22 protein-coding genes are annotated in these 24,670 nt (G+C 67.8%); 10 read left to right on the top strand and 12 right to left on the bottom strand.

Translation table 11 applies throughout. From position 1 onward, the window contains the following. The first annotated feature begins 30 nt into the window (after positions 1-30). The 4 genes from NMI01S_RS04515 (at position 31) to NMI01S_RS04500 (ending at position 4,541) form a co-directional block, all read left to right on the top strand. Entirely contained in the window at positions 31-1,410 is a 1,380-nt protein-coding gene (locus NMI01S_RS04515) for a styrene monooxygenase/indole monooxygenase family protein (RefSeq protein WP_062994653.1), read from the top strand. Positions 1,411-1,609: 199 nt separating this feature from the next. Further along, positions 1,610-2,728, top strand: coding sequence for a dimethylsulfone monooxygenase SfnG (gene sfnG, locus NMI01S_RS04510; protein ID WP_062994816.1), 1,119 nt, complete (start codon positions 1,610-1,612; stop codon positions 2,726-2,728). Then, the gene (locus NMI01S_RS04505) at positions 2,725-3,981 is read left to right on the top strand and encodes an SfnB family sulfur acquisition oxidoreductase (RefSeq protein WP_062994652.1); all 1,257 of its coding nucleotides are present in this window, start codon (positions 2,725-2,727) and stop codon (positions 3,979-3,981) included. The genes sfnG and NMI01S_RS04505 overlap by 4 nt, the downstream gene beginning before the upstream one ends. 35 nt (positions 3,982-4,016) lie before the next feature. Then, positions 4,017-4,541 carry a flavin reductase family protein gene (locus NMI01S_RS04500; RefSeq protein WP_062994651.1) on the top strand — a complete coding sequence of 175 codons (525 nt, stop codon included), beginning with the start codon at positions 4,017-4,019 and terminating at the stop codon, positions 4,539-4,541. On the opposite strand, the gene NMI01S_RS04495 is transcribed toward NMI01S_RS04500, so the two are convergent. Further along, positions 4,524-5,150, bottom strand: coding sequence for a hypothetical protein (locus NMI01S_RS04495; RefSeq protein WP_062994650.1), 627 nt, complete (start codon positions 5,148-5,150; stop codon positions 4,524-4,526). The two genes, NMI01S_RS04500 and NMI01S_RS04495, sit on opposite strands and share 18 nt — an antisense overlap. A gap of 154 nt (positions 5,151-5,304) precedes the next feature. After that, on the bottom strand, positions 5,305-5,925 hold the full coding sequence (locus tag NMI01S_RS04490) for a DUF8020 domain-containing protein (protein ID WP_062994649.1): 621 nt from the start codon (positions 5,923-5,925) through the stop codon (positions 5,305-5,307). Between the two features lie 301 nt (positions 5,926-6,226). On the opposite strand from NMI01S_RS04490, the gene lppU reads away from it, so the two are divergent. Further along, a complete protein-coding gene (lppU, locus tag NMI01S_RS04485) occupies positions 6,227-6,907 on the top strand; it encodes an LppU family putative lipoprotein (RefSeq protein WP_062994648.1) in 681 nt (226 codons plus the stop codon). On the opposite strand, the gene NMI01S_RS04480 is transcribed toward lppU, so the two are convergent. Further along, a complete protein-coding gene (locus NMI01S_RS04480) occupies positions 6,901-7,758 on the bottom strand; it encodes an SDR family oxidoreductase (RefSeq protein ID WP_062994647.1) in 858 nt (285 codons plus the stop codon). The two genes, lppU and NMI01S_RS04480, sit on opposite strands and share 7 nt — an antisense overlap. A 510-nt stretch (positions 7,759-8,268) precedes the next feature. Between NMI01S_RS04480 and NMI01S_RS04475 the strand changes: the two genes are divergently transcribed. Continuing rightward, positions 8,269-8,943, top strand: a complete 675-nt coding sequence (locus NMI01S_RS04475; RefSeq protein WP_218020905.1) for a hypothetical protein — start codon at positions 8,269-8,271, stop codon at positions 8,941-8,943. 73 nt (positions 8,944-9,016) lie between these two features. Here the strand turns inward: NMI01S_RS04475 and NMI01S_RS04470 are convergent, their stop codons facing one another. Then, complete coding sequence (locus NMI01S_RS04470; protein ID WP_062994646.1) at positions 9,017-10,240, bottom strand: arylsulfotransferase family protein; 1,224 nt, start codon at positions 10,238-10,240, stop codon at positions 9,017-9,019. Positions 10,241-10,409: 169 nt separating this feature from the next. Here NMI01S_RS04470 and NMI01S_RS04465 point away from each other — a divergent pair, with 169 nt between their 5' ends. Further along, entirely contained in the window at positions 10,410-11,627 is a 1,218-nt protein-coding gene (locus NMI01S_RS04465) for a Fic family protein (RefSeq protein ID WP_062994645.1), read from the top strand. Positions 11,628-11,653: 26 nt separating this feature from the next. Here the strand turns inward: NMI01S_RS04465 and NMI01S_RS04460 are convergent, their stop codons facing one another. The 6 genes from NMI01S_RS04460 to NMI01S_RS04435 form a co-directional block, all read right to left on the bottom strand. After that, entirely contained in the window at positions 11,654-14,356 is a 2,703-nt protein-coding gene (locus tag NMI01S_RS04460; RefSeq protein ID WP_062994644.1) for a fumarate reductase/succinate dehydrogenase flavoprotein subunit, read from the bottom strand. A gap of 115 nt (positions 14,357-14,471) precedes the next feature. Continuing rightward, the gene (locus NMI01S_RS04455) at positions 14,472-15,227 is read right to left on the bottom strand and encodes an ABC transporter ATP-binding protein (protein ID WP_062994643.1); all 756 of its coding nucleotides are present in this window, start codon (positions 15,225-15,227) and stop codon (positions 14,472-14,474) included. After that, positions 15,224-16,102 carry an ABC transporter permease gene (locus NMI01S_RS04450; RefSeq protein ID WP_084512279.1) on the bottom strand — a complete coding sequence of 293 codons (879 nt, stop codon included), beginning with the start codon at positions 16,100-16,102 and terminating at the stop codon, positions 15,224-15,226. Before NMI01S_RS04450 ends, NMI01S_RS04455 begins: the two co-directional genes overlap by 4 nt. Next, complete coding sequence (locus NMI01S_RS04445) at positions 16,099-17,526, bottom strand: ABC transporter substrate-binding protein (protein ID WP_062994642.1); 1,428 nt, start codon at positions 17,524-17,526, stop codon at positions 16,099-16,101. Before NMI01S_RS04445 ends, NMI01S_RS04450 begins: the two co-directional genes overlap by 4 nt. Positions 17,527-17,581: 55 nt before the next feature. Continuing rightward, positions 17,582-17,809: a 4Fe-4S dicluster domain-containing protein gene (locus tag NMI01S_RS04440; RefSeq protein ID WP_030516520.1), complete on the bottom strand. Its 228-nt coding sequence runs from the start codon at positions 17,807-17,809 to the stop codon at positions 17,582-17,584. Further along, a complete protein-coding gene (locus tag NMI01S_RS04435) occupies positions 17,784-18,647 on the bottom strand; it encodes a GntR family transcriptional regulator (RefSeq protein ID WP_084512401.1) in 864 nt (287 codons plus the stop codon). The genes NMI01S_RS04440 and NMI01S_RS04435 overlap by 26 nt, the downstream gene beginning before the upstream one ends. A gap of 474 nt (positions 18,648-19,121) precedes the next feature. Between NMI01S_RS04435 and NMI01S_RS04430 the strand changes: the two genes are divergently transcribed. Further along, complete coding sequence (locus NMI01S_RS04430) at positions 19,122-20,402, top strand: ROK family protein (RefSeq protein ID WP_062994641.1); 1,281 nt, start codon at positions 19,122-19,124, stop codon at positions 20,400-20,402. Between the two features lie 47 nt (positions 20,403-20,449). Here NMI01S_RS04430 and NMI01S_RS04425 read toward each other — a convergent pair whose 3' ends face one another. Next, the gene (locus NMI01S_RS04425; RefSeq protein WP_063920650.1) at positions 20,450-21,082 is read right to left on the bottom strand and encodes a class I SAM-dependent methyltransferase; all 633 of its coding nucleotides are present in this window, start codon (positions 21,080-21,082) and stop codon (positions 20,450-20,452) included. A gap of 82 nt (positions 21,083-21,164) precedes the next feature. Between NMI01S_RS04425 and NMI01S_RS04420 the strand changes: the two genes are divergently transcribed. After that, positions 21,165-21,653: a TetR/AcrR family transcriptional regulator gene (locus NMI01S_RS04420; protein ID WP_245716695.1), complete on the top strand. Its 489-nt coding sequence runs from the start codon at positions 21,165-21,167 to the stop codon at positions 21,651-21,653. Here NMI01S_RS04420 and NMI01S_RS04415 read toward each other — a convergent pair. Continuing rightward, positions 21,634-23,253 (bottom strand): DUF2207 family protein, encoded by a 1,620-nt coding sequence (locus NMI01S_RS04415; protein WP_062994639.1) that lies wholly within the window; start codon positions 23,251-23,253, stop codon positions 21,634-21,636. The genes NMI01S_RS04420 and NMI01S_RS04415 overlap by 20 nt on opposite strands. A gap of 520 nt (positions 23,254-23,773) precedes the next feature. Here NMI01S_RS04415 and NMI01S_RS04410 point away from each other — a divergent pair. Next, positions 23,774-24,616 (top strand): neutral zinc metallopeptidase, encoded by an 843-nt coding sequence (locus NMI01S_RS04410; protein WP_245716694.1) that lies wholly within the window; start codon positions 23,774-23,776, stop codon positions 24,614-24,616. The last annotated feature ends 54 nt before the right edge of the window (positions 24,617-24,670 follow it).

Below are 24,670 nucleotides of genomic sequence, written 5' to 3'. Positions count from 1 at the left end.
GAAAGCCACTGGCAAGCGCACTATTTCGTTATGACGAACCAGAATTCGAAACGCACCGCCGCCATCGTCGGCGCCGGCATCGCCGGTGTCACCGCCGCTCTCGGACTGCAGCAGGCCGGGTTCGACGTCACGGTCTACAGCGATCGCGATCAACGCGGTCTGCGTGACGACATCCCTGCCACCGGAACCGCGCTCATCTTCGGTGAGGCCCAGGCCGCCGAAACCGCCCTCGGACTCGACACCTACGTGAATCGGGCCCCGCAGCACACCGGACTCAGTGTGCGGATCGCGGGTCCGGGGCCGGAACGGCCCGAATTGATCGGATTCGACGGCGATTTCGACGGCTTCGTCGGCGTCGCGGTCGACACCCGGCTCAAGGTCGACGAGCGACTGACCGCATTCGTCGAGGCCGGTGGGCGCTTCGTGGTCGAGAAGGTGACCCCGGAGAGCCTGGACACCATCGCCGCCGCGCACGATCTGGTGCTGGTCGCGACCGGTAAGGCAGGTTTGGCGGAGCTGTTCCCGATCGACACCGAGCGCACCGTCTACGACGCGCCGCAGCGCAGCCTGCTCACCGTCACGGTGACCGGATTGGGTTACGAGCCGGAGGTTTTCGCGCACCGCAGCGCCTCCGGCGGGCAGCACAGCGGATTCTCGATCTTCGCCGAGCAGGGTGAGGCGTGGTGGGGTCCGTATCTGCACAAGGACGCCGGGCCGAGCTGGGCCTTCCTCGGCTGGGCGCGGCCGGGCAGCGAATGGGAGAGCCGGTTCGCCGCCGCCGATTCCGCCGAGTCGGCGCACCGCATCGTCACCGAGCTGTATCGGGACTACATCGACTGGGATCTGCCGGAAGTGCTGGCCACCAAGGTGATTGCCGAGGACCCGCACTCCTGGCTGAAGGGTGCGGTGCGGCCGGTGGTCCGGCACGGCGTCGGCCGCACGGCGGGCGGGCATGTCGTGGCGGCGCTCGGGGACACCGCGGTCGCCTACGACCCGATCGCCGGACAGGGCGCGCAGAGCGGACTCATCCAGGCGCAGCGGCTCGTCGCGGCCGCCTCCGCGCACGAGGGGCCCTTCGACGCCGAGTGGATCGAGGAGCAGTACACCGCGTTCCTGCTCGCCCGCTCCGACGCCGCCGCCAAGGTGACTCGCCTGTTCCTCGGCGATCCGGAACTGGCCGAGATCGGCAACCGGTTCTTCGCCGCGGCGGCCGTCGACCCGCGCGTCGCCTCGGTGCTGGTGAGTACCCTGCACAAGCCGCAGCCGCTGCTGCAGATCAACTCCCTCGCCGACGCGGACGCGCTGCTCGAGCAGATCACGGGTGAGAGCGCCGACGAGTTGGTGGCCCGGTTCCAGCCCGCGGGCCGTTTCGAACGCTCGGGCTACGGCTCGGCGGTCGCGCCGGCATAACGGCGGGCCGCGGGCTCGGATGAGCGCCGCTGATCCGATCCTGAGGATTCAAACCCTCGTCCCCGCCGGTCAGCGGTGTTGAAGTGGAGGTGCGCCGGGTGCACGGTTGCCGCACTCGGCGCACCGACCACGGAGTGCGTACCGAACAGCCCGGCCGTCGGCGCGACCGGGTGCGGATGTCCCAACCACAGGAGTGTCGATGACCACCGAGAAGATCGCCGAGCAGACTCAGTTCGCCTACTGGGTGCCCAACGTCAGTGGCGGGCTGGTGACCAGCACGATCGATCAGCGCACCAGCTGGGATTTCGAATACAACAAGAAGCTGGCGCGCACGGCCGAGAACAACGGCTTCGACTACGCCCTCTCCCAGGTGCGTTACACCGCCTCCTACGGCGCGGAATATCAGCACGAGTCGACGTCGTTCAGCCTCGCCCTCCTGGGCGCCACCGAGCGGCTGAAGGTGATCGCGGCCGTGCACCCTGGGCTGTGGCATCCGGCGGTGCTGGCGAAATTCGGGGTCACCGCCGACCATCTGTCCGGCGGGCGCTTCGCGATCAATGTCGTATCCGGTTGGTTCGGTGGGGAGTTCACCGCGCTCGGGGAGCCGTGGCTCGAGCACGATGAGCGGTACCGGCGCAGCGCCGAATTCCTCGAGGTCGTCCGCAAACTGTGGACCGAGGACGAGGTGAACTACGCCGGGGACTTCTACCGGATTCGCGACCTGACGCTGAAGCCCAAGCCGCTCAACACCCCGCAGCGGCCGAATCCCGAACTGTTCCAAGGCGGGAACTCGACGGCGGCGCGGCGCAACGGTGGCCGCTACGCCGACTGGTACTTCTCCAACGGCAAGGATTTCGACGGCGTCACCGAACAGATCGAGGACGTGCGCGCGGTCGCCCGCGAGCACAACCGTGAGGTCAAATTCGGCCTGAACGGATTCATCATCGCCCGCGATACCGAGGCCGAGGCCCGCGACACCCTGCGCGAGATCATCGAGAAGGCCAACCGGCCCGCCGTGGAGGGTTTCCGCGACGCGGTACAGCAGGCGGGCGCCTCCACGCGGGACGGCAAGGGCATGTGGGCCGATTCCACCTACGAGGATCTGGTCCAGTACAACGACGGCTTCCGTACGCAGCTCATCGGCACTCCCGAGCAGATCGCCGAGCGGATCGTCGCCTACCGCGATCTCGGCGTCGACCTCATCCTCGGCGGTTTCCTGCACTTCCAGGAGGAGATCGAATACTTCGGCGCCAAGGTGCTGCCGCTGGTCCGGGAGTTGGAGGCCCAGCGCGAACCCGAATTGGCGGCGAGTCGATGACTGCCGTCGCCGCCGCGCGGATCACCTCCGCCGCCCAGGCTAACGAGACGGCCGCACGCCTGGCCGCGCAGTTCGCGGTCGATGCGGCCCGGCGCGACAGCGCCCGGGAGTTGCCGCACCGGGAGCTGGATCAGCTGTCGGCCAGTGGGCTGCTGGCCGTCACCGTGCCGGCCGAATTCGGTGGCGCGGATCTGGCGCCCGCACAGGTGGCGGAGGTGTTCCGGCTGCTGGCGGCGGCGGATCCGAATATCGCGCAGATTCCGCACAGCCACTTCGTCTATCTGAATCTGTTGCGGCTGGCGGGAACTCGCACCCAGCGGGAACGCTATTTCGGGCGAGTGCTCGCCGGTGCGCGGATCGCGAACGCGCAGTCGGAGCGCACCAGCGCGACCATCGCCGACATCGGCACCACCGTGCGTCCCGTCGACGGCGAATTCGTTGACGGCGAATTCCGGATCGACGGCACCAAATTCTATTGTACGGGTTCACTTTTCGCGGATCTGCTGGCGGTGCTGACCCGTCTGGACGATCCCGACGGTCGCAGCGGTCTCGATCCCGGCGAGTACATCGCCTTCCTGCCCGCCGACACCGCCGGTGTGAGGATCGTCGACGACTGGAACGGCATCGGCCAGCGCACGACGGGCAGCGGGACCGTGACCCTCGATGCGGTGCGAGTGACCGCTGACCAGCTGATTCCGCGGGCAGCGGCGGTGCGCGCCCCCACCGGATACGGCGCCTTCGCGCAGTTGCTGCACGTCGCGATCGATGTGGGCATCGCACGCGGTGCGCTGGACGCGGCCACGGACTTCGTGCGCACCAAGAGCCGTCCGTGGTTCGAGGCCGACGTCGATCGGGCGAGTGAGGATCCACTGGTGATCCAGCGCATCGGCGAACTGGCGGTCACCGTGGCCGCCGCCGAGGCGACCTTCGAGGTGGCGGGCCGGACGGTGGATCACGTTGTCGCGCAGACGAACAGCGGTGACCTCGCCACCGAGACGGCCGCCGCGCTCGCGGCGGAGGCATCGATCGCGGTCGCCACCGCCAAGATCACCTCGGACCGGGCCGCCAACGAGGTGTCCGCCGCCCTGTTCGAGGTGAGCGGAACACGCAGCGCCGCCGCCGATCTCGATCTGGACCGGTTCTGGCGCAATGCCCGCACACATACGCTGCACGATCCGGTGCGGTGGAAGTACCAGCACATCGGGCGAGCGGTGCTCAACGGCACCGCACCCCCGTTGCACGGCGTCGTCTGATTCGACGACCGCGAGTGAGCCGAGAAGTGGTAACCATGTCTGATCTGATCGAAATACCTTCCGACAGTACGGGTTTGCGCCGCGCTTTCGCGCATTTCCCGAGTGGTGTGGTCGCGGTCTGCGCGGAATTCGACGACGTGCCCGCCGGTTTGGTGGTGAGCACCTTCGTGCCCGTATCCCTGGATCCGCCGCTCGTGTCCTTCTGCGTGCAGAACAGCTCGACCACCTGGCCCAAGCTGGTCGGCGCCCAGCGCTTGGGCTTGAGCCTGCTCAGTGCCCACCAGGACGAGGCGGCGCAGCGGATGAGCAGCCGGCACGGCGACCGTTTCGGCGATGTCGACCTGCACCGGGGAGAGGGCGGTTCCATCTTCGTCGGCGGCGCGGCGGCCTGGTTGGAGGGCACCGTGCACACCCAGGTGTCGGCCGGCGACCATCAGGTCGTCCTGGTGCGGATCACTCGTCTGGCGACGCGCTCCCAGCACGAGCCGCTGGTCTTCCACGGCAGCCGGTTCCGCCGCCTGCATCCCGGCGCCGATCCGGCCTCAGCCGAGGTCGCGTAACCCGTCCGAGCCCGGCCGCGAGGGCCGGAAACAGAGCCGTCGCCGAGGTCCGGGATCGGGAGCGGTGTGATCGAGCACCGAGGAGGCGAGTCCGCGCGCTCGCATTCCCGCGCGGTCCATGTCCTGACTCAGCGCGTCCAGGTGAATCAGCGTGTGCCGCAGCAGAAGCGGGCCGATATCGGCCGGTTCGACGCACGCGTCGTGATAGGCCCGCATCGCACGGGGATCCTCGGTGAGTGCGGCGATGCCGCCCAGTCGTACCCGCTGCGTCAATCCGGTCCAGATCCGCTCGTCCTCCGCGTTGCGCAGATCCCGCCAGCCCCCGCGGTAGTCCAGGTCGCGGATGATCGCGTCGGCCGGTTTGCCGGTCCGCGTCTCACCGACGACCGCCCAGAGCGCCAGCAGCCAACTCAGGGCCCAGAGAACGGTATCCGGTTCGCTGCGGTACAGCGTGTGCAGATCCGACCACGCCTCGTACTGGGTGAGCAGATTGGCCCAGTCGAAGACCAGAGTCTCGACCTCACGCAGTAGCGGAGCGGGCAGATCGTCGTTCGAGGGCCGCACGATCTCGACTGCGCGCCCGGACACCGGATCGCGCAGTTCGACCATATCGGTCTCGCCTGTGGCGACCCATCTATACGGTTCCCCGGCCATCCTTCGGATTGAGCCACGAATTCGCCGGGGGTGCAAGCAAAAACGCCTGAGAATTCGCCGAACCCGGTGTCGCGGTGCGGCGCGGTCCGCTCCGCGACACCGGCCCGGGTCAGGGCTGGCCGCTGACGACCGCGTTGACGGCGTCCAGGAACGGCTGGCCGCCCATCGCGTATCCACCCGCGATGGCGCCGACCACCATGCCGATCGGTCCGGTGACGATGCTGAGGAAGCCCATCCCGAGTACGGCGCCGATCAAGCCGCCGAGCACGCCACCGGCCACCAGGCCGACGACGTTCTGATTGATTTCGTTGGTGAGCCGCGCCATCGAATTGATCGGCTGCATCTCACCGATTTCGGTAGCGGTGGCCTTGGGCTCGAGCACGACCTTGTGCCCGTCGTCGCTGATGTGTTGCGCGACATGAACTGTGCTGCCGGCCATCCGGTACGTCAGCGGCACCGTGACGAGGTCGGTGCCGTTGTCGGACTTCAGGGCGACAGCGGTCGCATCCTTGTTCACCTCGAATCGCCCGTGCTCGACGACCGTGGTCAGGACTCGCGAAAAGTCGCTGAGCACAGCGTGGTAGGTGACTCCGCGGTCGGTACCGGAGCTGGTGATCTCCTTGGCGGCGGCCGGTGGTGCGGCCGGGGGACTGGCGTTCACGGTTCCCGCGGTGATCCCGACCGTGGCCACCGCCAGGATCGAGGTTGCGGCGAACGTGCCGAACTTCATTCAGGATTCCTTCTCACGAGACTTCCGGCCGAGCGGCCCGGACGGAAGCTGACAATAACGCGTCGAGCGCTTTTTGCCAGACTCGGGAATTGCGAAACCTCGACGGCGCCAATGTTGCACGATTGTGATCGTCGGAATTAGTGAAAAAGAAAGATTTCTATTTTCCGGCCTCGGGCTCTCGCCGTTGCCTCGACGCGAACGCCCGGATCGTGTAAGCATTTGCGAGGTCTGCAAATCCGCAAGTGTTCTTCGATCATCGTTCGGGGTGGTTCGAAGTGTTACCGCTCTGGAGGACGAGTACGTGTCGCGCCGACGTGTTCAAGCCGGTGTCACCCTGACGGGTTTCGTGATTGCCGCCGCGTTGTCGGCGGCATGCCTGATCGCCGCCGCGCTGTCGTTCACCGCCGGGCGGCATCATTCGGACGAAACCCGTGCCGCGGCAGCGGTATCACCGACCACCACCGTCGCGCCCGTGGCCGCCGAGGCGCCGGCCCAGCCGACCGCCACCAGCGTCACCGCCTCGGCCTCGGACGAGCCGCTGGTGCTGAACAAGGGGGCCGATCAGAAGCATCAGGGTGAGACGGTGGCCGTCGGCGATTGTGTGGCCGCGGTCGTCGCTACCCCCGACGCCGGTGCTCCCGTGCAGAAGACCGCCTGTGCGAGTACCGATTCGCGCTACAAGATCACCGCCAAGGCCGTCGCCGGCGCGCACTGCCCGGCGGACGCGGACCGCTCGGTGGCCGAGACGTTGCCCGGCGGCGCCACCGACACGCTCTGCCTCGACTTCAACTGGGTCACCGGCAGTTGTATGAACATCGCCGACGGCAGCCCCACTCCCGTCGACTGTGCCACCGCCGCCCCCGGCCGGGTGCGCGTGGTGGAGATCAAGAACGGCACCACCGACGTCAACAGCTGCTCCGACGGTGATCGCGGATTCGTCTACAACGAAAGGCGTTTCGTGGTCTGCGTGACGCACTACTGAGTGCCGGGCGCCGGCGCCGGCAGCAGTTTGCTGAACTCGCGGTTGGCAATTCGCGCCACCATCTCGTACGGCCACGCGAACTTGCGGGCGAACCAATACCCGATGCGGATATCGGGCGAGGTGTGCACCAGGAAGCGGTTGTGCCGGACGCCTGCGATGATTCGGTCGGCGACCTTTTCCGGTGAAACCGCGTGTCCCTCGAACAGTTTCACCATCCGCCGCACCCGTGGATCGTCGCGATCCACCCCGACGATCTGCACGGTGCCCACCAGTGGCGTGCGCACCGCGCCCGGCACCACCAGGCTCACGCCGATGTCGTGGCGCTCCAGGTCGAATCGCAGCACCTCCGACACTCCGCGCAGCCCGAATTTCGCGGCGCTGTAGGCGGCATGCCACGGCAGTGCGAGCAGTCCCGCGGCCGAGGAGACGTTGACCAGGTGCCCCCCGCGCCCCGCGGCCACCATCGGCGGCACGAAGTTCTCGATGATGTGGATCGGGCCCATCAGATTCACATCGACCATCGACTTCCAGTGCCGGTGCTCGAGGTTCTCGACCGTGCCCCAGGTGGCGATGCCGGCGATATTCATGACCACGTCGAGGCTGCCGTACTCCTCGTGCACCCGTTTCGCCCATGTGGTCACCGCCTCGTAATCGGAGACATCGAGCACTTGCGTCTCCAGCACCTCGCCCCCGCCGGCGCGAATTCGCTCCGCCGTCTCGGCCAGGCCGTCGGCGTGGATATCGGTCAGCACCAGCCGCATGCCCGCCGCGGCGGCAGCGGCCGCGGTAGCCCGGCCGATCCCGCTGGCCGCGCCGGTGATCAGGCACTTCCGGCCGGACAGATCTTTCATCGTGGTCTCCCCTTATTTACGAACACCGATGTTCACAATAGAGGTTTTCCGTCGCGGCACCAGGCACCCTAGGGGTATTTTCGACTACCGCGCGCGGTGACCTGGTCCGGAAGGGTTCTCCGACAAGCGCCGCGGGAGCGAAGCTCTGGGATCCGTGTACGCAGATTCCGGATGATGTACTGCGGCATGCGGGGGTTGATCCGGCTTCCTTGCGGAGCGGAATCCTTGTCACCGGAAGGCGTTACGGTCTTTCCGCAACAGCATCAACGCACGATGGAGACGACGATGGCTCGCACGACACCGCTCCGGCCCGTGGATGTGGAGGGGCTCTTCCCGGAGCTGGTGCCTCTGCGTCGTACGGCGATACGTCTCCACCCCCGCGCCGGTACCCCGTTCCCGGGTGAGAGCTCGGTCGGCGGGCCGCTGATGTGGCCGGCCGACGAGCCGTGGCCTTCCTGCCCATGCACCAGCCACCCGCAGGGCTGGGACCGGCCGGCGACGGATGGGCCCGTGCCGTTGGTCAGCGTTGCCCAGATCTACCGGCGGGACGTGCCACAGCTTGTCTTCCCCGATGGATGTGACCTGCTTCAGGTGCTCTGGTGCCCGTTCATCGTCGACGGGTGTACCGCGCCGACACCGCGGGTGTATTGGCGCAGTGCGGAGTCGATCGAATGGATTCTCGAAGCGACACCGCCGACCGTGAGCACCGCACCGGAGGACAGCATCCCGGACCCCTGCGTCCTTCATCCCGAGCCGGTGACCGAGTATCCGAGCTGGGACATGCCGGATGATCTGCGCGATGCACTGCGGGAACGCATGGAGGCCATGGAGGCTCGTACCGGCTGGATGTACCACTACCACCTGGCTGACGCGCCGGGAACCAAGCTCGGCGGGTTCCCGGGCTGGACCCAGGAGCCCTGGTGGCCGGAGTGCCCGGGTTGCGGGCAGACGATGGAGCACTTGCTGACAGTGAGCAGTTGGGAGTACGACGGCGAGTCCTGGCGAAGCTGGCTCCCGGCCGAGGACCGCGACAGCGAGACAGGACAGGAGAGGAGGGATCCTGCCGGCAATCGTGCAGCACACAATCCGGCGAATGTGATGATCGGTGATGCCGGCGGGGTCTATATCTTCCAGTGCTCCACGTGCCCGGACCGACCTGTGGAACATCACTGGGACTGCTCCTGAACCAGGCGCGAGCGCGGGAGCGGCCAGGGCATGAGAACTCCCCGGACATGAATTGCGGATTCGGGCCGAGCTCTCAATTCGGCGTCGGGGCCCAATCGCCGGGGAAGGCGCGATAGGTTCCCAGGGGCAGGCGGGCGTCGTAGACCATCTCGCCTGTCGGCGCGAATTCCGAGATGTGCGGTGCCATTCCCCAGCCCACCAGGGTGTTGCCGTTGGGCAGCGGCTGGGCGTCGCCCATGGCGAAGGCGGTCAGGCCGTCGGGGTGGGTTTGGTTGCGTACCAACGTGGCTCGGTGGTTGTCGAGATCCAGGTGGATCCACTGCACACTCGACACACCCAGCGTTTGGAAGCCGCTGGAGTTGTTGTTGAACAGGCGCAGGGTGCTGGGGTCGGCGAACTCCGCATCGTGTTGAAAGGCGAATTCGACGCCGGGGCCGAGAGCGAAAGTCGAGTGCAATCCACCGAGTTGCCAGTTGATGGCACCGCTGTGGACGTCCACGTCGTAGATGGTGGACGTGTCGCGCATCGAGATCACCAGATTGCCGGCGGGGTCCAGCGCGATCGAATTCATGTGGTACGGGTCGTAGGTATCGCTGCCGGGGAGTTTGCCGGGCGTGGTGGTGTCGGTGAGCGGGACGTGCTCGGCGGCGCTCCAGCGCAACAACACTCGCTTGGTCGCCACGTCGACCACCGTGGCGACGGTGTCGTACATTTTGCCGTCCTTCGGGCCGCCGATCGCGGACAGATCGGCGTCCACCTCCTGGTACGACGTGATCAACGCGCGGCCGTCGGGGGTCAGGCGGAATTCGTGCACGTCGCTGGGAACGCCTCCGGCGTCGAGGGTTTCGATGACGTTGCCGTGTTCGTCGACGATGTAGTCGGCGCCCGAACCGTGCCCGCCGACGGTCCCGCCCTGCCACCACGTCAGCACCCGCTTGCCCTGATACGTCTGGGTGCGGAAATTGGAGACGTCCTGCCCGGCGGGAGGGGTGTAGCGCCAGACCTCGCGCCCGGCCTTGTCCACGACGATATTCGCCGGCGCGGTCGCCGGAACGTCCGATAACGCCTCACCCGCCCCGGGCACCAGCGCCGCCGCGCTGACACCGTTGCTGTAGTAGATGTAGCCGGGCGCGGCGGCCGGAGTATTCACCTCCACGGTGTATTCGGGTGCGCCGATCGGGAACGTCGGCAGCGGCGCCGCGCTCGCGGTGAACGCCGTCGACGCCGCACCGACCCCGACCGACGTCGCGACCAGCGTTGCGGCGGCGCGCCGAAGATTCCTCGCGATCCGGGTCATCCGTGTTCCTTTGCTGAATCGACCGACAGTTGCGCAGAGCGTAGACCCGATTTCTGAGGAGGTGATGAAGGCGGCCCCGTACTCGCCGAGCATCGCAAGCCGGATCCAGCGTTCACTTGGACTAGCTCTTACTTAACCTTAAGTCATCAAGGTTAAGTAAGATGGCGGCATGGTTGACGTTCCCGCGAGTACGTCGTGGCCACCCGTTACGTACGAACAACGCCCATGGGCCGTCCAGGACGTGGCGGCCTCGCGGACACAGCTGCGCCGACATGCCGGCCCGTATTCGGCTGCGGTGGTGCCGGCCATCGCGGCGTTGCCGGTCGGGCTGCCGGTGGAACTGTTGGCCGAGGCCGAAGAAGCGGCCGCCGAATTGGCCCGCTTCGACGCACATGTTTCCGCTGAGCTCGGTGGAGACTGCGAACTCGGGCCGATGAGCGCGATCCTGTTGCGGACCGAAAGCGCGGCCTCGTCCCAAATCGAGAATCTCACCGCCGGCGCCCGCCAGCTCGCACTGGCTGAGCTCGGTGAGCACGCCAACCGCAATGCGCACATCGTCGCAGCGAACGTACGGGCTATGGAAGCCGCGCTCGAGCTCGGCCGTGAAGTCCACGCCGAGGCGCTGTTGTCGATGCATCGGGCGCTGATGTCCGCGACGGATCCGGACCATGCCGGACGTTGGCGCACCGAGCAGGTGTGGATCGGGGGTGCGAATCTCGGACCGCATCGCGCCGATTTCGTACCGCCGCATCACGACCGCGTGGTTGTGGCGATGGACGATCTGATCCGATTCGTCCAGCGCGAAGACATTCCGGCACTTGTGCACGCAGCCCTTGCGCATGCTCAGTTCGAGACGATTCACCCGTTCACCGACGGCAACGGTCGTACCGGGCGCGCTCTCGTCCATGCCATGCTGGGCGGCAGGGGACTCACTCGCCATGTGACGGTTCCGATCTCGGCGGGGCTGCTGGTGAATACCTCCGCTTACTTCGATGCACTGGATAGGTTCCGAGCCGGGGACATCCAGCCGATCGTCCGGCAGTTCGTCGACGCGACGTTCTTCGCGATAGGCGATGGCCGCACACTGGTGGAACAACTGCGATCCGTTCGAGCTCGATATCGAGCGATCACCACCGCCCGTGCCGATTCGGTGGTATGGGCGGTGATCGATTCTCTCGTTGCTCAGCCCATCGTCACGACGGCCTACCTGATCCGGACCTTCGATATCAGTGGCGTGGCCGCGCATCGGGCCATCGACCGTCTGGTCGAGGCCGGCGTACTTCGTGAGGTAACTCGGCAAGCCCGAAACCGAGTCTGGCAGGCCGACGAGATACTTGCTGCGCTGGACGAATTCGCCGCGGGCATCCGTCGCGTTCGCGGCCGGTAGCGCGGCGAATCATCGTCCTCGTTACCTCAGGCCGCCTCCAGGGTGCGGCGGGCGTAGGCGCGGACGTCGGCGTCGGTGTCGGCGAGTACGACCTGTAGGGCGGCTCGGACGGCCGCATGGTCGGGCCAGTGGGAGAGCGTCAGGACGGAGGCTTTGCGGACGTCCGGGTGGGGGTCGGTCAGGGACGATTCCAGCGCGGCGGCCGCGGATTCGGGGCCCAGTCCCGCCCAGCCGCGGGCACCGCCCTCGCGCACCTGCCAGGCCGAATCCTTCAGCGCGGCAGCCAGAATCGTCGCGTCGGACGAATCACCGAGCCGGGCCAGCGCGGCCAGGGCGGCCGCGCGGACGAGCGGATCGCGGTCGCCGACCAGGGCGCGGACGGTGTCGGCGCCGCCGGCGCCGACCTCGGCCAGGCCGCGAGCGACAGCCACCCGCACCTCCCGGTTCTCGTCGAATGCCGCGGCGGTGAGTGCCGTCCAGTCGTCGAGGGAGACCAGTGCGCGCACCCCTTCGATGCGCACGCGGTGGTCGCTGTCCACCACAGCCTTGCCGAACAGGTCCGCCGAGCCGCGGCGCTGCGCGCGCAGCAGGTCCACTACCGCGGCTCGCACGAGCGGATCGGGCGACCCCGCGTGTGCGGTCAATTGCTCTGCGGGCGGCAGGATTTCGATCAGCTCACGCAGGCCGGAGACGGCGGCCGCGCGCACCGCCGCGTCGTCGTCGCCGAGTGCGGCGATCAGGGAGTCGGCGAATCCGTCGGGAGTGCCCTCGGTCAACACCGACAGGGCCGTGGCTCGCACCCGCGGGTCGGTGTCGTCCAGGTAGTCCCGGAGTTCGGCGACCGTCGGGCCGTCCAGGCTGAGCAGAATCGCGATCCGGGGTGCGGCGGAGTCGTCCGCGGCAGCGGGGATCGTGATGCCCGGCCGGGGCGCGGCGCCGGTGGCCGCGCCTGCCGTCCGGGGTGGGCCGGCGATCAGTTCCGGCTGTGTCACCGCGACCGGCTCGAGGTCGGCGCGCGGCAGATCCTCCCATTCCGGTACCGGGACGAAATACGGCGCGACCGGGCGCTTCAGGAATTCCATCTCGCCGTCGGCGCCCTTGCGCAGGTTCAGGTGGTAGCGCCAGTCCTCGTCGTTGCGTTCGGGCAGGTCGGCGCGGTCGTGGTACAGACCCCAGCGGGATTCGGTGCGGGTGAGTGAGGAGCGCGCCGCCATCTCGGCGCAGTCGCGGATGAAGTCGACCTCGGCGCAGCGCATGAGTTGGTGCGGGGTGTCCGCGCCCATTTCGGCGATCTCCTGCCGCATGCGCTCGAAGGTCTCCACCGCCAGCGACAGTTTGGTCTGCGTCTTCGGCGGAGCCACATAGTCGTTGACGAAACGACGCAACTTGTATTCGACCTGCTGCTGCGGCGGGCCGTCGGGATGGCGCAGCGGACGGTAGATCAGTTCGTGCGCCGCGGTCAGCTGGTCGGAGGGAAGTGATTGCGGCGCAGCGACTTCCGTGAGAGTCGACGACGCGTGCTCGCCCGCCAGGTCCCCGTAGACGAACGCGCCGATCATGTAGTTGTGCGGTACGCACGCCAGATCGCCCGCCGCGTACAGTCCCGGCACCGTGGTGCGCGCATGTTCGTCCACCCAGACGCCGGACGCGGAATGCCCACTGCACAAACCGATTTCGGAGATGTGCATCTCGATGTCGTGAGTGCGGTAGTCGTGGCCACGGTTGGCGTGGAAGGTACCCCGGGTCGGCCGCTCGGTGGTGTGCAGGATGCCCTCGAGCGCGTCGAGTGTCTCCTCGGGCAGATGCGAGACCTTCAGATAGATGGGCCCGCGCGCGGACTCGATCTCCCGCTTCACCTCGGCCATCATCTGCCCGGACCAGTAGTCCGAGTCGACGAAGCGCTCACCGGCGGCGTTCACCTGATAACCGCCGAACGGGTTGGCGACATAAGCGCAGGCCGGTCCGTTGTAGTCCTTGATCAGCGGATTGATCTGGAAGCATTCGATGCCGGACAACTCCGCGCCGGCGTGATACGCCATCGCGTACCCGTCGCCGGCATTGGTCGGATTCTCGTACGTGCCGTACAGATATCCCGATGCCGGCAGACCCAGTCGCCCGCACGGGCCGGTCGCCAGGATCACCGCCTTCGCGCCGACCGCCACGAACTCCCCGGTCCGGGTGTTCAGCGCGGCGGCTCCGACCGCGCGTCCGTTGTCGGTGAGGACCCGCACCGGCATGAGCCGGTTCTCGATCCGGATCCGTTCCCGCATCTTGCGTTGCCGCAGGACGCGGTAGAGCGCCTTCTTGACGTCCTTGCCCTCCGGCATCGGCAGCACATAGGAGCCCGAGCGGTGCACGCGGCGCACCGCGTACTCGCCGTAGGCGTCCTTCTCGAATTTCACGCCGTAGCGTTCCAGTCGCTGCACCATGGCGAATCCGCGGGTCGCGGTCTGATACACCGTGCGCTGGTTGACGATTCCGTCGTTCGCGCGGGTGATCTCGGCGACGTAGTCCTCCGGCTCAGCCTTACCCGGGATGACGGCGTTGTTCACGCCGTCCATACCCATGGCCAGTGCGCCGGAGTGCCGCACGTGCGCCTTCTCCAGCAGCAGTACGTTCGCGCCGTTCTCCGCGGCGGTGAGCGCGGCCATGGTACCGGCGGTTCCGCCGCCGATCACCAGCACATCGCAGTCCAGCCGCACGGTTTCGGACAGCTCGGGAATCTTCATCAGCACACTCCACAGAGGTGAATGGTCGGGGCGGCGACGCACGCCGGTGCCAGGCGGCCGGAACGGCGCCGCCGTGGCCGGGGCGCCCAGGTGGTGCCTCGTTCGGGCGACGGGCTCAGGCGGCGGCCGGGTGGGACGAATGGTCCAGGGCAGCAAGGATTTCGGCGCGCTCGGCACTGCGGTCGACGTCTTTGACGCGCGGATTCGGCACCGTCAGCAGCGATCGCAGCGCCCGGTCGGTTCCGCCGAGGACCGCGACTCGGTCGCCGAGGGTCAATGCCTCGTCCACATCGTGGGTGACGAACACGACCGTGGTCGGATGTGTCTGCCAGGTCTGGATCAGCAAGCGCTGCATGGTGATCCGAGTCGGTGTGTCGAGGGCGCCGAACGGCTCGTCCATCAGCACCGCCCGCGGCGCGCCCGCCAGACCGCGGGCGAGTTGGACACGCTGGCGCATACCGCCGGACAGGCTTTTGGGCAGGTAGTCGCCGAAGCCGGTGAGCCCGACCTCCTCGATCCAGCGCTCGGCCTGTGCCGCGCGACCGGCCCGCGGCACGCCGCGCAACCTCAGCGCCAGGTCGATATTGGAACGGACTGTGCGCCAAGGCAACAGCGCGTTGTCCTGGAACACCATCGCCCGATCGCGCGAGGGACCGGTGATCTGGTCACCGTCCGCGAGTGCCTGCCCCGAGCGGGGCGGCAGCAGACCGGCCAGTGCGCGCAGCACCGTGGACTTCCCACATCCCGACGGCCCGGTCAGCACCAGGATCTCGCCCGCGCGGATATCGAGTGTCAGCTCGTCCAGCACGGGAGCGCCACCGTAGCGCAGTTCGACCTTGTCGAGTCGCAGACTCATCGCGGTGCCGGTCATTTCGAAACCTCCTGCGCCCGCGGCAGCCAGCGAGTGGCGCGCCGTCCCAACAGTTCGATGGCCGCCGAGGTGGCGAAGCCGAGCACGCCGATGGTGATGATGCCGACGAACACGCCGGGATAGTCGACGATGGTGTACGCCTGCCAGGTGCGATAGCCGACGCCGAGCCGTCCCGAGATCATCTCGGCCGAGACCACACAGATCCAGGCCACGCCGATCCCGACCGACAGGCCGCTGAACACGCCCGGCAGGCTACCGGGCAACACCACCCGCACCAGGACGTCCCAGCGGCTGCCGCCCAGCGTGCGCACCGATTCCTCCCAGATGGTCGGCAGCGCCCGCACCGCGTGGCGCGTGCTCACCATGATCGGGAAATAGGCGGCGAGGAAGGTGATGAAGACGATGCCGGCCTCGTCGGTGGGAAACAGCAGAATCGCCACCGGCACGATCGCGATCGCCGGAATCGGTCGGGCCAGCTCGGTCAGCGGTCCGAAGATATCGGCGAACCAGCGGGAACGTCCCAGCGCCACTCCGGTCGCGACGCCGATCACCGCGGCCAGGCCGAACCCGCTGAGAATGCGGATCAACGACTGCCCGAGGTCCAGCCAATAGGTGTCGGTCTGCAACTGCAGCCGCAGGGTGTGCACGATCTGGGTGACGGTCGGCAGCGTATCGAAACGCACCCACAGCCGAATGTGGTTGGCGGTCAGCAACTGCCAGGCGACGAGCGCGACGGCGATCGACGCCACCCGCATCAGCCGCGACGTCCACAGCCGCGCCGGGGGCACGCCCGCGGTGGTGCCGCGCTCGGCGACGGCGGCGGGAGCAGCGGTGGCCGGAACCGGCGCGTCGACGGGCAGGGTGGTGGCGCTCATGACCGCACCTCACCGATGGCCTGGTCATAACTCACCGCGACCGCGCCGGGGTGGCGGGCCTGATACCGCTGCACCGCACTGGGAGTGATGAAGGGCAGGTACGTATCGCCCTCGCGCACCCACTGCGCCTTGTCCGCGAACCAGCGGGTGCCGAGTTCCGCATCCGGCACGTACGCCGCGCGGACCTTCTTCCCTTGGGCCCGAGCAGTTTTCACCGCACGCAACAGATCGGTCGGACTGACCGCCGGCTGGGCGGTGGACTGGCCGTCGAACCAGATCTCGCCCGCGAGGGCCGGATCGGAGACAGGTTTGCCGGTGCTCGGGTCGGTGCCGGTGATCGGCGCCGGATTGGCGAAGTTCGCCACCGCCGCGTCGTAGTTCGCGCCGCGCTCGGCGAAGACCTTGCGCAGCGGGGCATCGTCGACGAACTTGTCGATGTCGAATTCGGCGAAATCACCGATCGACTTCAGATACGGAACGTCACCCTTGAACGCCTGGACGAGCTGCGGCTTCAGGGGAGTGTCGAACGAGGTTCCCCCGGGTCCGTTGTAGAGGTAGACGACCTCCGCCGGCAGTCCGGAGTTGTCAGCGACCAGCTGCGCGGCTTCGAGCGGTTTCGCGTGCAGGAAATCGGTGGCGTCAAGTTGCGCCTGCAGGAATGCATCGAGCACCTCGGGATGGGATTTCGAATAATCACGACGTGCCACCACTCCGTGGAACGTCGGCACGTTCAATTCGGCACCATCGTAGAGCAGCTTCGCCTTGTCCTGGAAAACGAGCAGACCTGGCCATGCCACGAATTGCGAAAGTGCCTGCACCTGACCGGATTCCAGCGCGGACGCGCCGATCTGCGGTTGCTGATTCAACACGTCCACACCGTGAGCCGGATCGATGTTCGCGCGGCTCAGCGCCTGGCGCAGCGTGCCGTCACCGGCGGAGCCGACGCTCGCGGACACCTTTTTTCCGGCGAGATCCGACAGCGTCGTCGCCGTCGAATTCGGCGCGGTGACAACCATGTTCAGCGATCCGCGCGGCTGGTAACCGGTGATCGAGACCAGTTCGGTGGCCGAACGCTCACTCGCCGACGTGCGGGAACCGTTGATCAGCAACGGATAATCGCCCATCGAACCGATATCGATCTTCTCCGCGACCATCTGCGCGGTGATCGGCGCCCCGGTGTCGTAGTCCTGCCATTCGACCTGATATTTCGGGCCGCCCTTCGCGGTCAGGTCGTTCAGGCGCTTCTCCAGGAAACCCTTGGCGCGCAGCAGAGTTCCGGCGGTGACGGTATTGATGGTTTTGGACTGATAGCCCACGACCACCCGGACGGTGTCCCCGGAACCGGTCTGCTCGAGCGAGCATCCGGCGGCCAGGGTGGCGATCAGGGCGGCGGCGGCCAGGACGCGGGCACGACGGTACTTCATGGTATTTCCTCGAAATCGGGCCGTGGGCGGCCACTGAAAGATTCCGCGGCGCGATTCAGCGCAGCAGATACGGCATGTTCACGGTCACGGCGCCGGTGGGGCAGCGTGCCGCGCACGGACCGCAGTACCAGCATTCGTCGACGTGCATGAACGCCTTGCCGTTGTCCGGATTGATCGCCAGCGAATCCAGCGGGCAGATCTCCACACACAGCGTGCACCCTTCGATGCACAGCGATTCGTCGATGGTTACCGGGACATCAGCCCGCTGATTGACCGACGCCATGGCGGCTCAGCCTCCAATCGTTGCTTTCCGTGGTGCGAATCAGACTGTCGCGCAGGGTGATCCGATCACCACGCATGCGTATGTATTCCAGGTCCACCGGCCGCCCGTCGGCGAGATAGGTCAGTCGCTCCAGCAACAGCAGGGCACTGCCCTCGGGGGCCTGCAGGGTGGCGGCGCTGTGGATATCGGCGGTGATCGCCTCCACCGCCAGATCGGCCGACCCGAGCGACTGGCCGCTGATCTGTTCGATGAGTCCGAAGATGTCCTCGGACCGCAGATCGCAGTCGAGTACCTGCTCGCCGATGTCCGGGGCCAGATAGGTGTGATCCAGGCTGAGGGGGAGATCACCCAGATAGCGCAGCCGCTCCAGGTAGACCGCGGATTCGCCGGGTTCGAGGCCGAGCCGGTTGGCGACCGCGGGCGGCGGTGTGAGGCGCAGTGCCGCGCGCACCTCGTTGCGCACCTCACCGTGGCCGCGCAGCGTTTCCTTCAGGCCGCGCAGGCTTTCCAGGCCGTGATCGTATTTGCGTTGTGCCACGTAGGTGCCGACCCGGGGAACGCGGCCGATGAGGCCTTCGTCGCGCAGCAGTGCCAGTGCCTCGCGCACCGCGTTGCGGGACACCGCGAATTCCGCGGCGAGTTCGGATTCGGTGGGCAGCGGGTCCGGGCACTGTCCGGTGTGGATCTGCTGGCGCAGGACGTCGGCCACCTGGCGGGCCCGATCGGCCTTGCGAATGGTGCGGGCGCCGGCGCCGGGCGCCGTCGTCTCCGCCCCGGCGGACGGGTGGTCGGCAGCGGAGCCGCGCTGCTGCCGCAGGGGTACCGGATCGGCCGTCATCTCCACCTCCTAACGCTTGTGACCTGCGGTTTCCGAGCGTAACGGGGGTGCCGGGGCCGGGTTGCCGCCCGCACGGCCGGCGGCGGCCCGGGGTGCGGTTATCCGCCGCCCGCCCGAGCGGCGGACCTGCTGAAATCCCGGCGATCGAAGGTAATGCGCCACCTGCGGCGATGCGGGTCCGCATTCAAATCAGTGTGAGCGCAATATGTGCCGTGACCATTCGCTGGCGCGGCGCGGAATCGGGATGTTACCGTTTTACACATGTCCACCAGCCGTTCGAACCGCGCACGAGTCACCTACGTGACCGTGGCGCTCGGTGTGCGGCTGCCGCGGCAGCGGGAACTGTGTTGTTCCCGGCCGCGCAGCTGAGACCGCTCCAGTCGTCCGTCTGTCGACCCTTTCGGGCCCTTCTCGCTGCCTTGTTGCCGATGTAGTTCCGTCTCTTCACGAGACTTTCGACAAGGACTTCGCCCCATGACGAGCCCCACCCTCGAACGACAGTCTTCCCCCTCTCGTCCGCGGCCGGTACGTAGTGTGCCGCGGCCGGTGGTTCCGCCGGAATTGCGGATCACCGACAACCCGGCGGCCGCCGTCCTGCGCGCCGCCACCCGCGGGCCGATCTTCCGCGACAATGCTGCTCAGACAACGGGTTTGAGCATCGCCACCGTGAATCGCCAAGTGTCGGCGCTACTTTCGGCCGGCCTATTGCGAGAACGCGCTGACCTCACCGCATCCGGTGCGGTCGGGCGCCCGCGCGTGCCGTTCGAGGTCGAGACCGACCGCTTCGCCACGCTGGGCGTCCACATCGGCGCGAACCTCACCCGGATCGTGGCCGCCGACCTGTCCGGCCGCATTCTGGGCGGCCTGGAGATCGCCACCCCGCAGGCCGCGCAGGAGGCGGCCATCACCATCATCGCCCGCAGCGCGAAGGCCTTCCTCGACCGATTACCGCGGCGCCGGCCGTTGTGGGTCGGTGTGGCGCTGGCCGGACGGGTCGATCCCGTCGCCGGCGTCGTGGATCACCCCCGCCTGGATTGGCAGTCGGCGCCGGTCGGCCCGATTTTCGCCACTGTGCTGGACCTGCCGGTTTCGGTCGCCGCCCACGTGGAGGCGATGGCTGCCGCCGAACTGCTGCTCACCACCGGTACACCGGACCGGTCCGGTGCCCAGGAACGGCCCGGCAGCAGCCTCTACATCTACGGCCGGGAGACGGTCGGCGTGGCGGTCACGCTGCACGATCGCGTCTACACCCCGGCGAACGGCCCGGGTTCGATCGCGCATCTGCCGACCGGATCCGATATCGATTGCTCGTGCGGCCGGCGCGGCTGCTTGGAGGCCACGGTCGGTGAGGCGGCGGTGCTGGCTCGCGCCGTGCGCGCCGGCATCGTGCCGAAGCGGGAGGCGCCGCGGAAGCCGGTGATCGCCGAGTTGTACAAGGCCGCCGAACAGGGGTCCGCCCCGGCTCGCGACATGCTGTTCGAGCGGGCCGAGATCCTCGGCAACACCGCGGCTCTGGTGCGCGACATGTTCAACCCCGATCGGGTGGTCCTGGGCGGTCAGGCCTTCACCGGCTACCGGCCGGGACTCGAACGAGTCGTGCAGGCCTTCGGTCGCGCCACCACCCTCGCCCCGGCCGACCTGCGGATCAGCCGATTCGGCGGGCGGGTCCAGGAGCACGCCGCAGCCGTCACCTCGCTCAGCGTCTGCTACGCCGATCCGCTGTCGGCACTGCGCCGGGCCACGCGCTCGCGCTGAGCCGGCGTATACGGTCGGGGTGGTACGGCCACCCCGACCGAGGGCGCTCAGCTGGGCTTGACGCCGGTCAGCACACCTGTGGACGGCTTGATCGTCCGATAGTCGAAATCCTGAAATCCCTTCTCCCGCAGCGCTTTCCGATACCGTCTGATGTCGATCTCGGCGGGATCCATATGCCTGCTGAGTCGTTTCGTCAGCTGTCCGTGCACGCCCGCTGGCGCCATATCGGCGAGCAGCACTCGTCCGCCGGGCCGTAGTACGCGCCACATCTCCGCCAGCGCGCGACCGCGGTCCGCCTCGGGAATGTGGTGCATACCGAACGTGCAGGTGACCACGTCGAACGCCGCATCCGGCAGCTCCAGCGACTGGGCCACGCCGAAGTCGAAGCGGCAGTTCGACCGGCCCCGGGAGCGCGCGGCGGCGTAGTCGACCATTTCCCGCGCCGCGTCGACACCGACGACTTCGCCGCCCGGGCCGACACGGTCCGCTAGCGCGAACACCAAGGTGCCCGGGCCGCTGGCGATATCGAGCGCGCGCCCGCCCGGCCGGGCGCCACTGGCGGCGGCGAGGGCCGCCGCGTGCCGGCGACGTCTGCCGCCGAAGAAGACACTGGTGAACGCGCTGTAGCCGCGCGGGTTGGTGATCAGGATGCCGTGGGGGTCTTGTTCGATTCGGAACATGTGTTCATGATCTGAGGGAAGTGCCTGCCCCACCAGGAGCAAAAGCACCGAATCCGTTCGATTCCGCACATCCGGAGGCACAGTGTCCGAGAACGATCGCCGCGTCCGACGGACCCGGAGCACCCTGCATCGTGCCCTGATCGAGCTCATGATCGAACGGCCCTACGACCGCATCACCGTGCAGGACATCCTCGACCGCGCCGACGTCGGCCGCTCGACGTTCTACGCCCACTTCCGCAGCAAGGACGACCTGCTCGTGGTGAGTGGCACCGAATTCCTGCGTGCGGCGCTCGCCCGGCGCTCCGGCGACCCGATACGAGCCATCGTCGAATTGGCCGAGGGCCACCGCGAGGTCTACCGGGCGCTTCTCGGCCCGAAGAGCACCATGGTCGTCGTGCGCGGCACCCAGCAGATGATCGCCGGAATTCTGGCCGATCAGGGTAGTACGGAGCCCGACACCACATTCCTGTCGTGGGGATTGGTCGGGCTGCTGCCCGCCGTGGCCGAAGGCCGCACCACCGCTCGGGCGGCCTACGAGGTCGTCCGGCGGATCAGTGACCCGACGTCGTGAACAGCCCCTCCAGTGCGGTGATGAAATACGGGAAATGCCCGGCGAACCGGTGCAGATTCCGGTCGCGATCGAAGCCGCCGAACCAGTAGAGCCCGGCCTGACGGTCGGCCCCGGGATCCACGTCGCGGAAGGTGCGGATCCAGTTGTCGGCCCGGCCACCGATGATCGTGAACGGCAGCGCCCGCGAGAACAGCAGTTCGCGATCGGCCGGCGGGATCTGCTCGGGCCGCTGGGCGTCCAGTCCGTTCTGCAGGGCCTTCACCTGTGCGGCGAGCGCGCGGCCCGCGGCGGTCCGCACCGGCAGATACCGGCCGAGCAGCAGGATGGCCGCACCGCCGAGCGCGACGGCCACGCCGACCAGCGCGTGTCCGCCGGCGATGGCGAGGCCGACGGTGGCCCCCACCCCGATCACCAGCAGCGCGATGCCGATCCAGAAGGCGAGGCCGCGACGGTCGTGATCGAGCAACGTGCCGCGTTCGAGCGCATCGCGCCGCAGCGCCGAGCGGACGGGCTCGGCGGCGACGCGCCCCGGCGCCCGCAATTCCGACAGCAGCACCGAGTCGGCGCCCTCGGGCAGCAGTGTCGTGTACACGTGCTTTTCGTAGCTGCGCAGTTGATCGTCGGCGGGATTCACCCGGGTGATGCGCCAGTCCGAATCGCTCACCGCCGCGATCCACAGGTAGCGCCGCACCGCCAGATCGACCACGGTGGCGGCGACATCGGCGGCATCGGCGGAGCCGTCGAGCAACAGGCCCGCCTCACCCGGCAGGATGCCGTCGGGAGAGACGAATTCGCTGTGTTTTCCGTTGCGCTGCACCGGATCCAGGGTCTCGGTGGAGGTCAGGGCCGCGGTGTCCTGGCGGCGAGATCGGGCCAGATAGGCGCCGAAGGCGGCCAGCGCCGCCAGCAGGACACCGAAGGCGATCAGCACCGGGGCGGTGACGGCGAAGGCGCCCGACCCCCGGCCGCCGCGAATATCGGCGTTGGCCTTCACCGTGCCGGGCGGCACCTGCAGTGTCACATCGAGGATGTCACCCTTGTGCAGGTTCTCCTCGTGCATGGTGAGGACGCCGTCCGGTTCGACGCGGGCGTCGTTGCATTTGCGGGTGCTACCCACCGAGCCGACCGTGCAGTCGGCGATTCCCATCTGATAACTCGGGCTGATCACCGACCCGTCGAACGAGGCGACATCGGTGTTGAGGACCCCCGTCCAGTGGAACAACTGCGTCCCCGGTGCATCGCTGACCGTCCCGTGCACGGTGTACTTGAACGACGATTCCCCCGGCGGCGCGTCCACGCTGAACACATCACCCGCTACCTTCGCCGAACCCGGTCCGGTACTGGAGATGTCGGTCACGCCGAAGCGGCGTTCACTCCCGTCGTCGCGCCCCACTCGCAGCGGCAGCGCCATATGGAACTGCCCACCCGGCGGCACCTTCACGGTTTCGGCCACCTCGAGCAGACCGGCCTCGCTGAGTTTGACATCCGCGATGATCGACACACCCGTGGGCTCCTGCGCCCATGCGGCCGGTGCTGCGGCGAACAGCCCGACCGCGGTCAACAACAGAGCGCCGAATGCGCCCCCCCGAAAGATCAGCATGGGCCAGTAGCTTAGCGGTGGGCCACCGTGCGAGCAGGGGCCGACGAATCCGGCGGCTTGCTATTCTGCGTCGGCGGCTGTCGCCGGAGAGTGGTGGCTGTCGCCGGATGAGGAACGGACAAGGGGGAGTGGGGGAGTGAGTCGACCACCCTACGGGCACGGCCCGAATCCGCCGGGCGGACGGCCGGTTCCACCCTATGGTCCGGGCGGTCCTCGTCGCCCGGGGCCGCCGCCGGGATACGGTCCCCCGCCCGGCCATTCGGCACAGCCCGGTTATCCGCCCCCACCCGGTTATCCGCCCGCTCCGGGTTACGCTGCGCCCGCGGGATCTCCGCCGCGCGGATACCCCACACCGGCCGGTTACGTGGCGAACCCCGGATACGTTGCGGGACAGGGTTATCGGGCCGTCGCGCCGCCCGGGCATCGTCCGCCGATTCCGCCGCCGCGGCCGTACGGCCCGGCAGGCCCGCGACCCGCTCCGCCGCGTAAGCGAGGCGGGGGATTCGGCGCGGTCGCCGTCGTGATCTTGTTGATCGTCACCTCGGGCCTCATCCGCTTCGCCGTGCGGACCGGATTCGACGCCGCCTCCCATACGGGGGAACTCGGCAACTACAGCTACAACCCTGCGCCCGGAAAGGATTCCGCGGGCGTCCCCGAAACCGGCGCCAATCCACTACTGGCCGACCCGGGTTCGCCGCTGAGTCCGGCGCGCTGCCCGTATACCCCGTGGAGCACGCAGGTCGACGCCGCACGCGCGTTCTTCGACAGTGCCGCGGCCTGTCTGGCCGACGCCTGGAAACCGGTGCTGGAGAATGCGAAATTGAGTTTCACGCCACCGAAACTCGTCGTCACCGCGACCACTTCGGGCATCACCACACCGTGCAGCGGCTCCAGCAGCAATTTCGCGGCCTTCTACTGCGGTGCGGATCAGACGATCTACATGCCGATCAGTCAGCTGCAGACCGATATGTTCCACGATCACTGGGAGATCTACCTCTCGGTCTTCGCCCACGAATACGGCCATCACATACAGGCGCTGTCCGGGATCCTCGGCGCCGCGAACAAACAACGCCGCCAGACCGGCCTCTACAGCGACGAGGGGCTCGACCTCTCGCGACGAATCGAATTGCAGGCCAACTGTTTCGACGGCATGTACTTCGCATCCTCGGCCGGGGGGAAATCGCTGACGCCGGTGCAGTCGCAGTCCGCGCGCAAGGACGCCTACGGCCGAGGTGACAGCGCCGGCGACATGCGCAGTCACGGCACCGCCGAACACGCCGGCGACTGGTGGAGTACCGGATTCGACAAGAACGCGACCGCGCCCTGTAACACCTTCATCGCGCCGTCCGGACAGGTGAGCTGAACCGTCATGCCGCAACCGCCGAGATACCCACCGCCGCAGGGGATTCCGCCACAC

It is taken from the genome of Nocardia mikamii NBRC 108933, assembly GCF_001613505.1.
Lineage (GTDB): Bacteria > Actinomycetota > Actinomycetes > Mycobacteriales > Mycobacteriaceae > Nocardia > Nocardia mikamii.
The sequence above is the reverse complement of the archived record's forward strand: the minus strand, read 5'-3'. Positions and strand labels throughout refer to the sequence as shown.

Excerpts from the sequence above, each read along its gene's own strand:
- NMI01S_RS04515 (WP_062994653.1), top strand. The coding sequence starts at position 31 with ATGACGAACCAGAATTCGAAACGCACCGCCGCCATCGTCGGCGCCGGC.
- sfnG (WP_062994816.1), top strand. The coding sequence starts at position 1,610 with ATGACCACCGAGAAGATCGCCGAGCAGACTCAGTTCGCCTACTGGGTG.
- NMI01S_RS04505 (WP_062994652.1), top strand. The coding sequence starts at position 2,725 with ATGACTGCCGTCGCCGCCGCGCGGATCACCTCCGCCGCCCAGGCTAAC.
- NMI01S_RS04500 (WP_062994651.1), top strand. The coding sequence starts at position 4,017 with ATGTCTGATCTGATCGAAATACCTTCCGACAGTACGGGTTTGCGCCGC.
- NMI01S_RS04495 (WP_062994650.1), bottom strand. The coding sequence starts at position 5,150 with ATGGTCGAACTGCGCGATCCGGTGTCCGGGCGCGCAGTCGAGATCGTG.
- NMI01S_RS04490 (WP_062994649.1), bottom strand. The coding sequence starts at position 5,925 with ATGAAGTTCGGCACGTTCGCCGCAACCTCGATCCTGGCGGTGGCCACG.
- NMI01S_RS04480 (WP_062994647.1), bottom strand. The coding sequence starts at position 7,758 with ATGAAAGATCTGTCCGGCCGGAAGTGCCTGATCACCGGCGCGGCCAGC.
- NMI01S_RS04470 (WP_062994646.1), bottom strand. The coding sequence starts at position 10,240 with ATGACCCGGATCGCGAGGAATCTTCGGCGCGCCGCCGCAACGCTGGTC.
- NMI01S_RS04465 (WP_062994645.1), top strand. The coding sequence starts at position 10,410 with ATGGTTGACGTTCCCGCGAGTACGTCGTGGCCACCCGTTACGTACGAA.
- NMI01S_RS04460 (WP_062994644.1), bottom strand. The coding sequence starts at position 14,356 with ATGAAGATTCCCGAGCTGTCCGAAACCGTGCGGCTGGACTGCGATGTG.
- NMI01S_RS04455 (WP_062994643.1), bottom strand. The coding sequence starts at position 15,227 with ATGACCGGCACCGCGATGAGTCTGCGACTCGACAAGGTCGAACTGCGC.
- NMI01S_RS04450 (WP_084512279.1), bottom strand. The coding sequence starts at position 16,102 with ATGAGCGCCACCACCCTGCCCGTCGACGCGCCGGTTCCGGCCACCGCT.
- NMI01S_RS04445 (WP_062994642.1), bottom strand. The coding sequence starts at position 17,526 with ATGAAGTACCGTCGTGCCCGCGTCCTGGCCGCCGCCGCCCTGATCGCC.
- NMI01S_RS04440 (WP_030516520.1), bottom strand. The coding sequence starts at position 17,809 with ATGGCGTCGGTCAATCAGCGGGCTGATGTCCCGGTAACCATCGACGAA.
- NMI01S_RS04435 (WP_084512401.1), bottom strand. The coding sequence starts at position 18,647 with ATGACGGCCGATCCGGTACCCCTGCGGCAGCAGCGCGGCTCCGCTGCC.
- NMI01S_RS04430 (WP_062994641.1), top strand. The coding sequence starts at position 19,122 with ATGACGAGCCCCACCCTCGAACGACAGTCTTCCCCCTCTCGTCCGCGG.
- NMI01S_RS04425 (WP_063920650.1), bottom strand. The coding sequence starts at position 21,082 with ATGTTCCGAATCGAACAAGACCCCCACGGCATCCTGATCACCAACCCG.
- NMI01S_RS04415 (WP_062994639.1), bottom strand. The coding sequence starts at position 23,253 with ATGCTGATCTTTCGGGGGGGCGCATTCGGCGCTCTGTTGTTGACCGCG.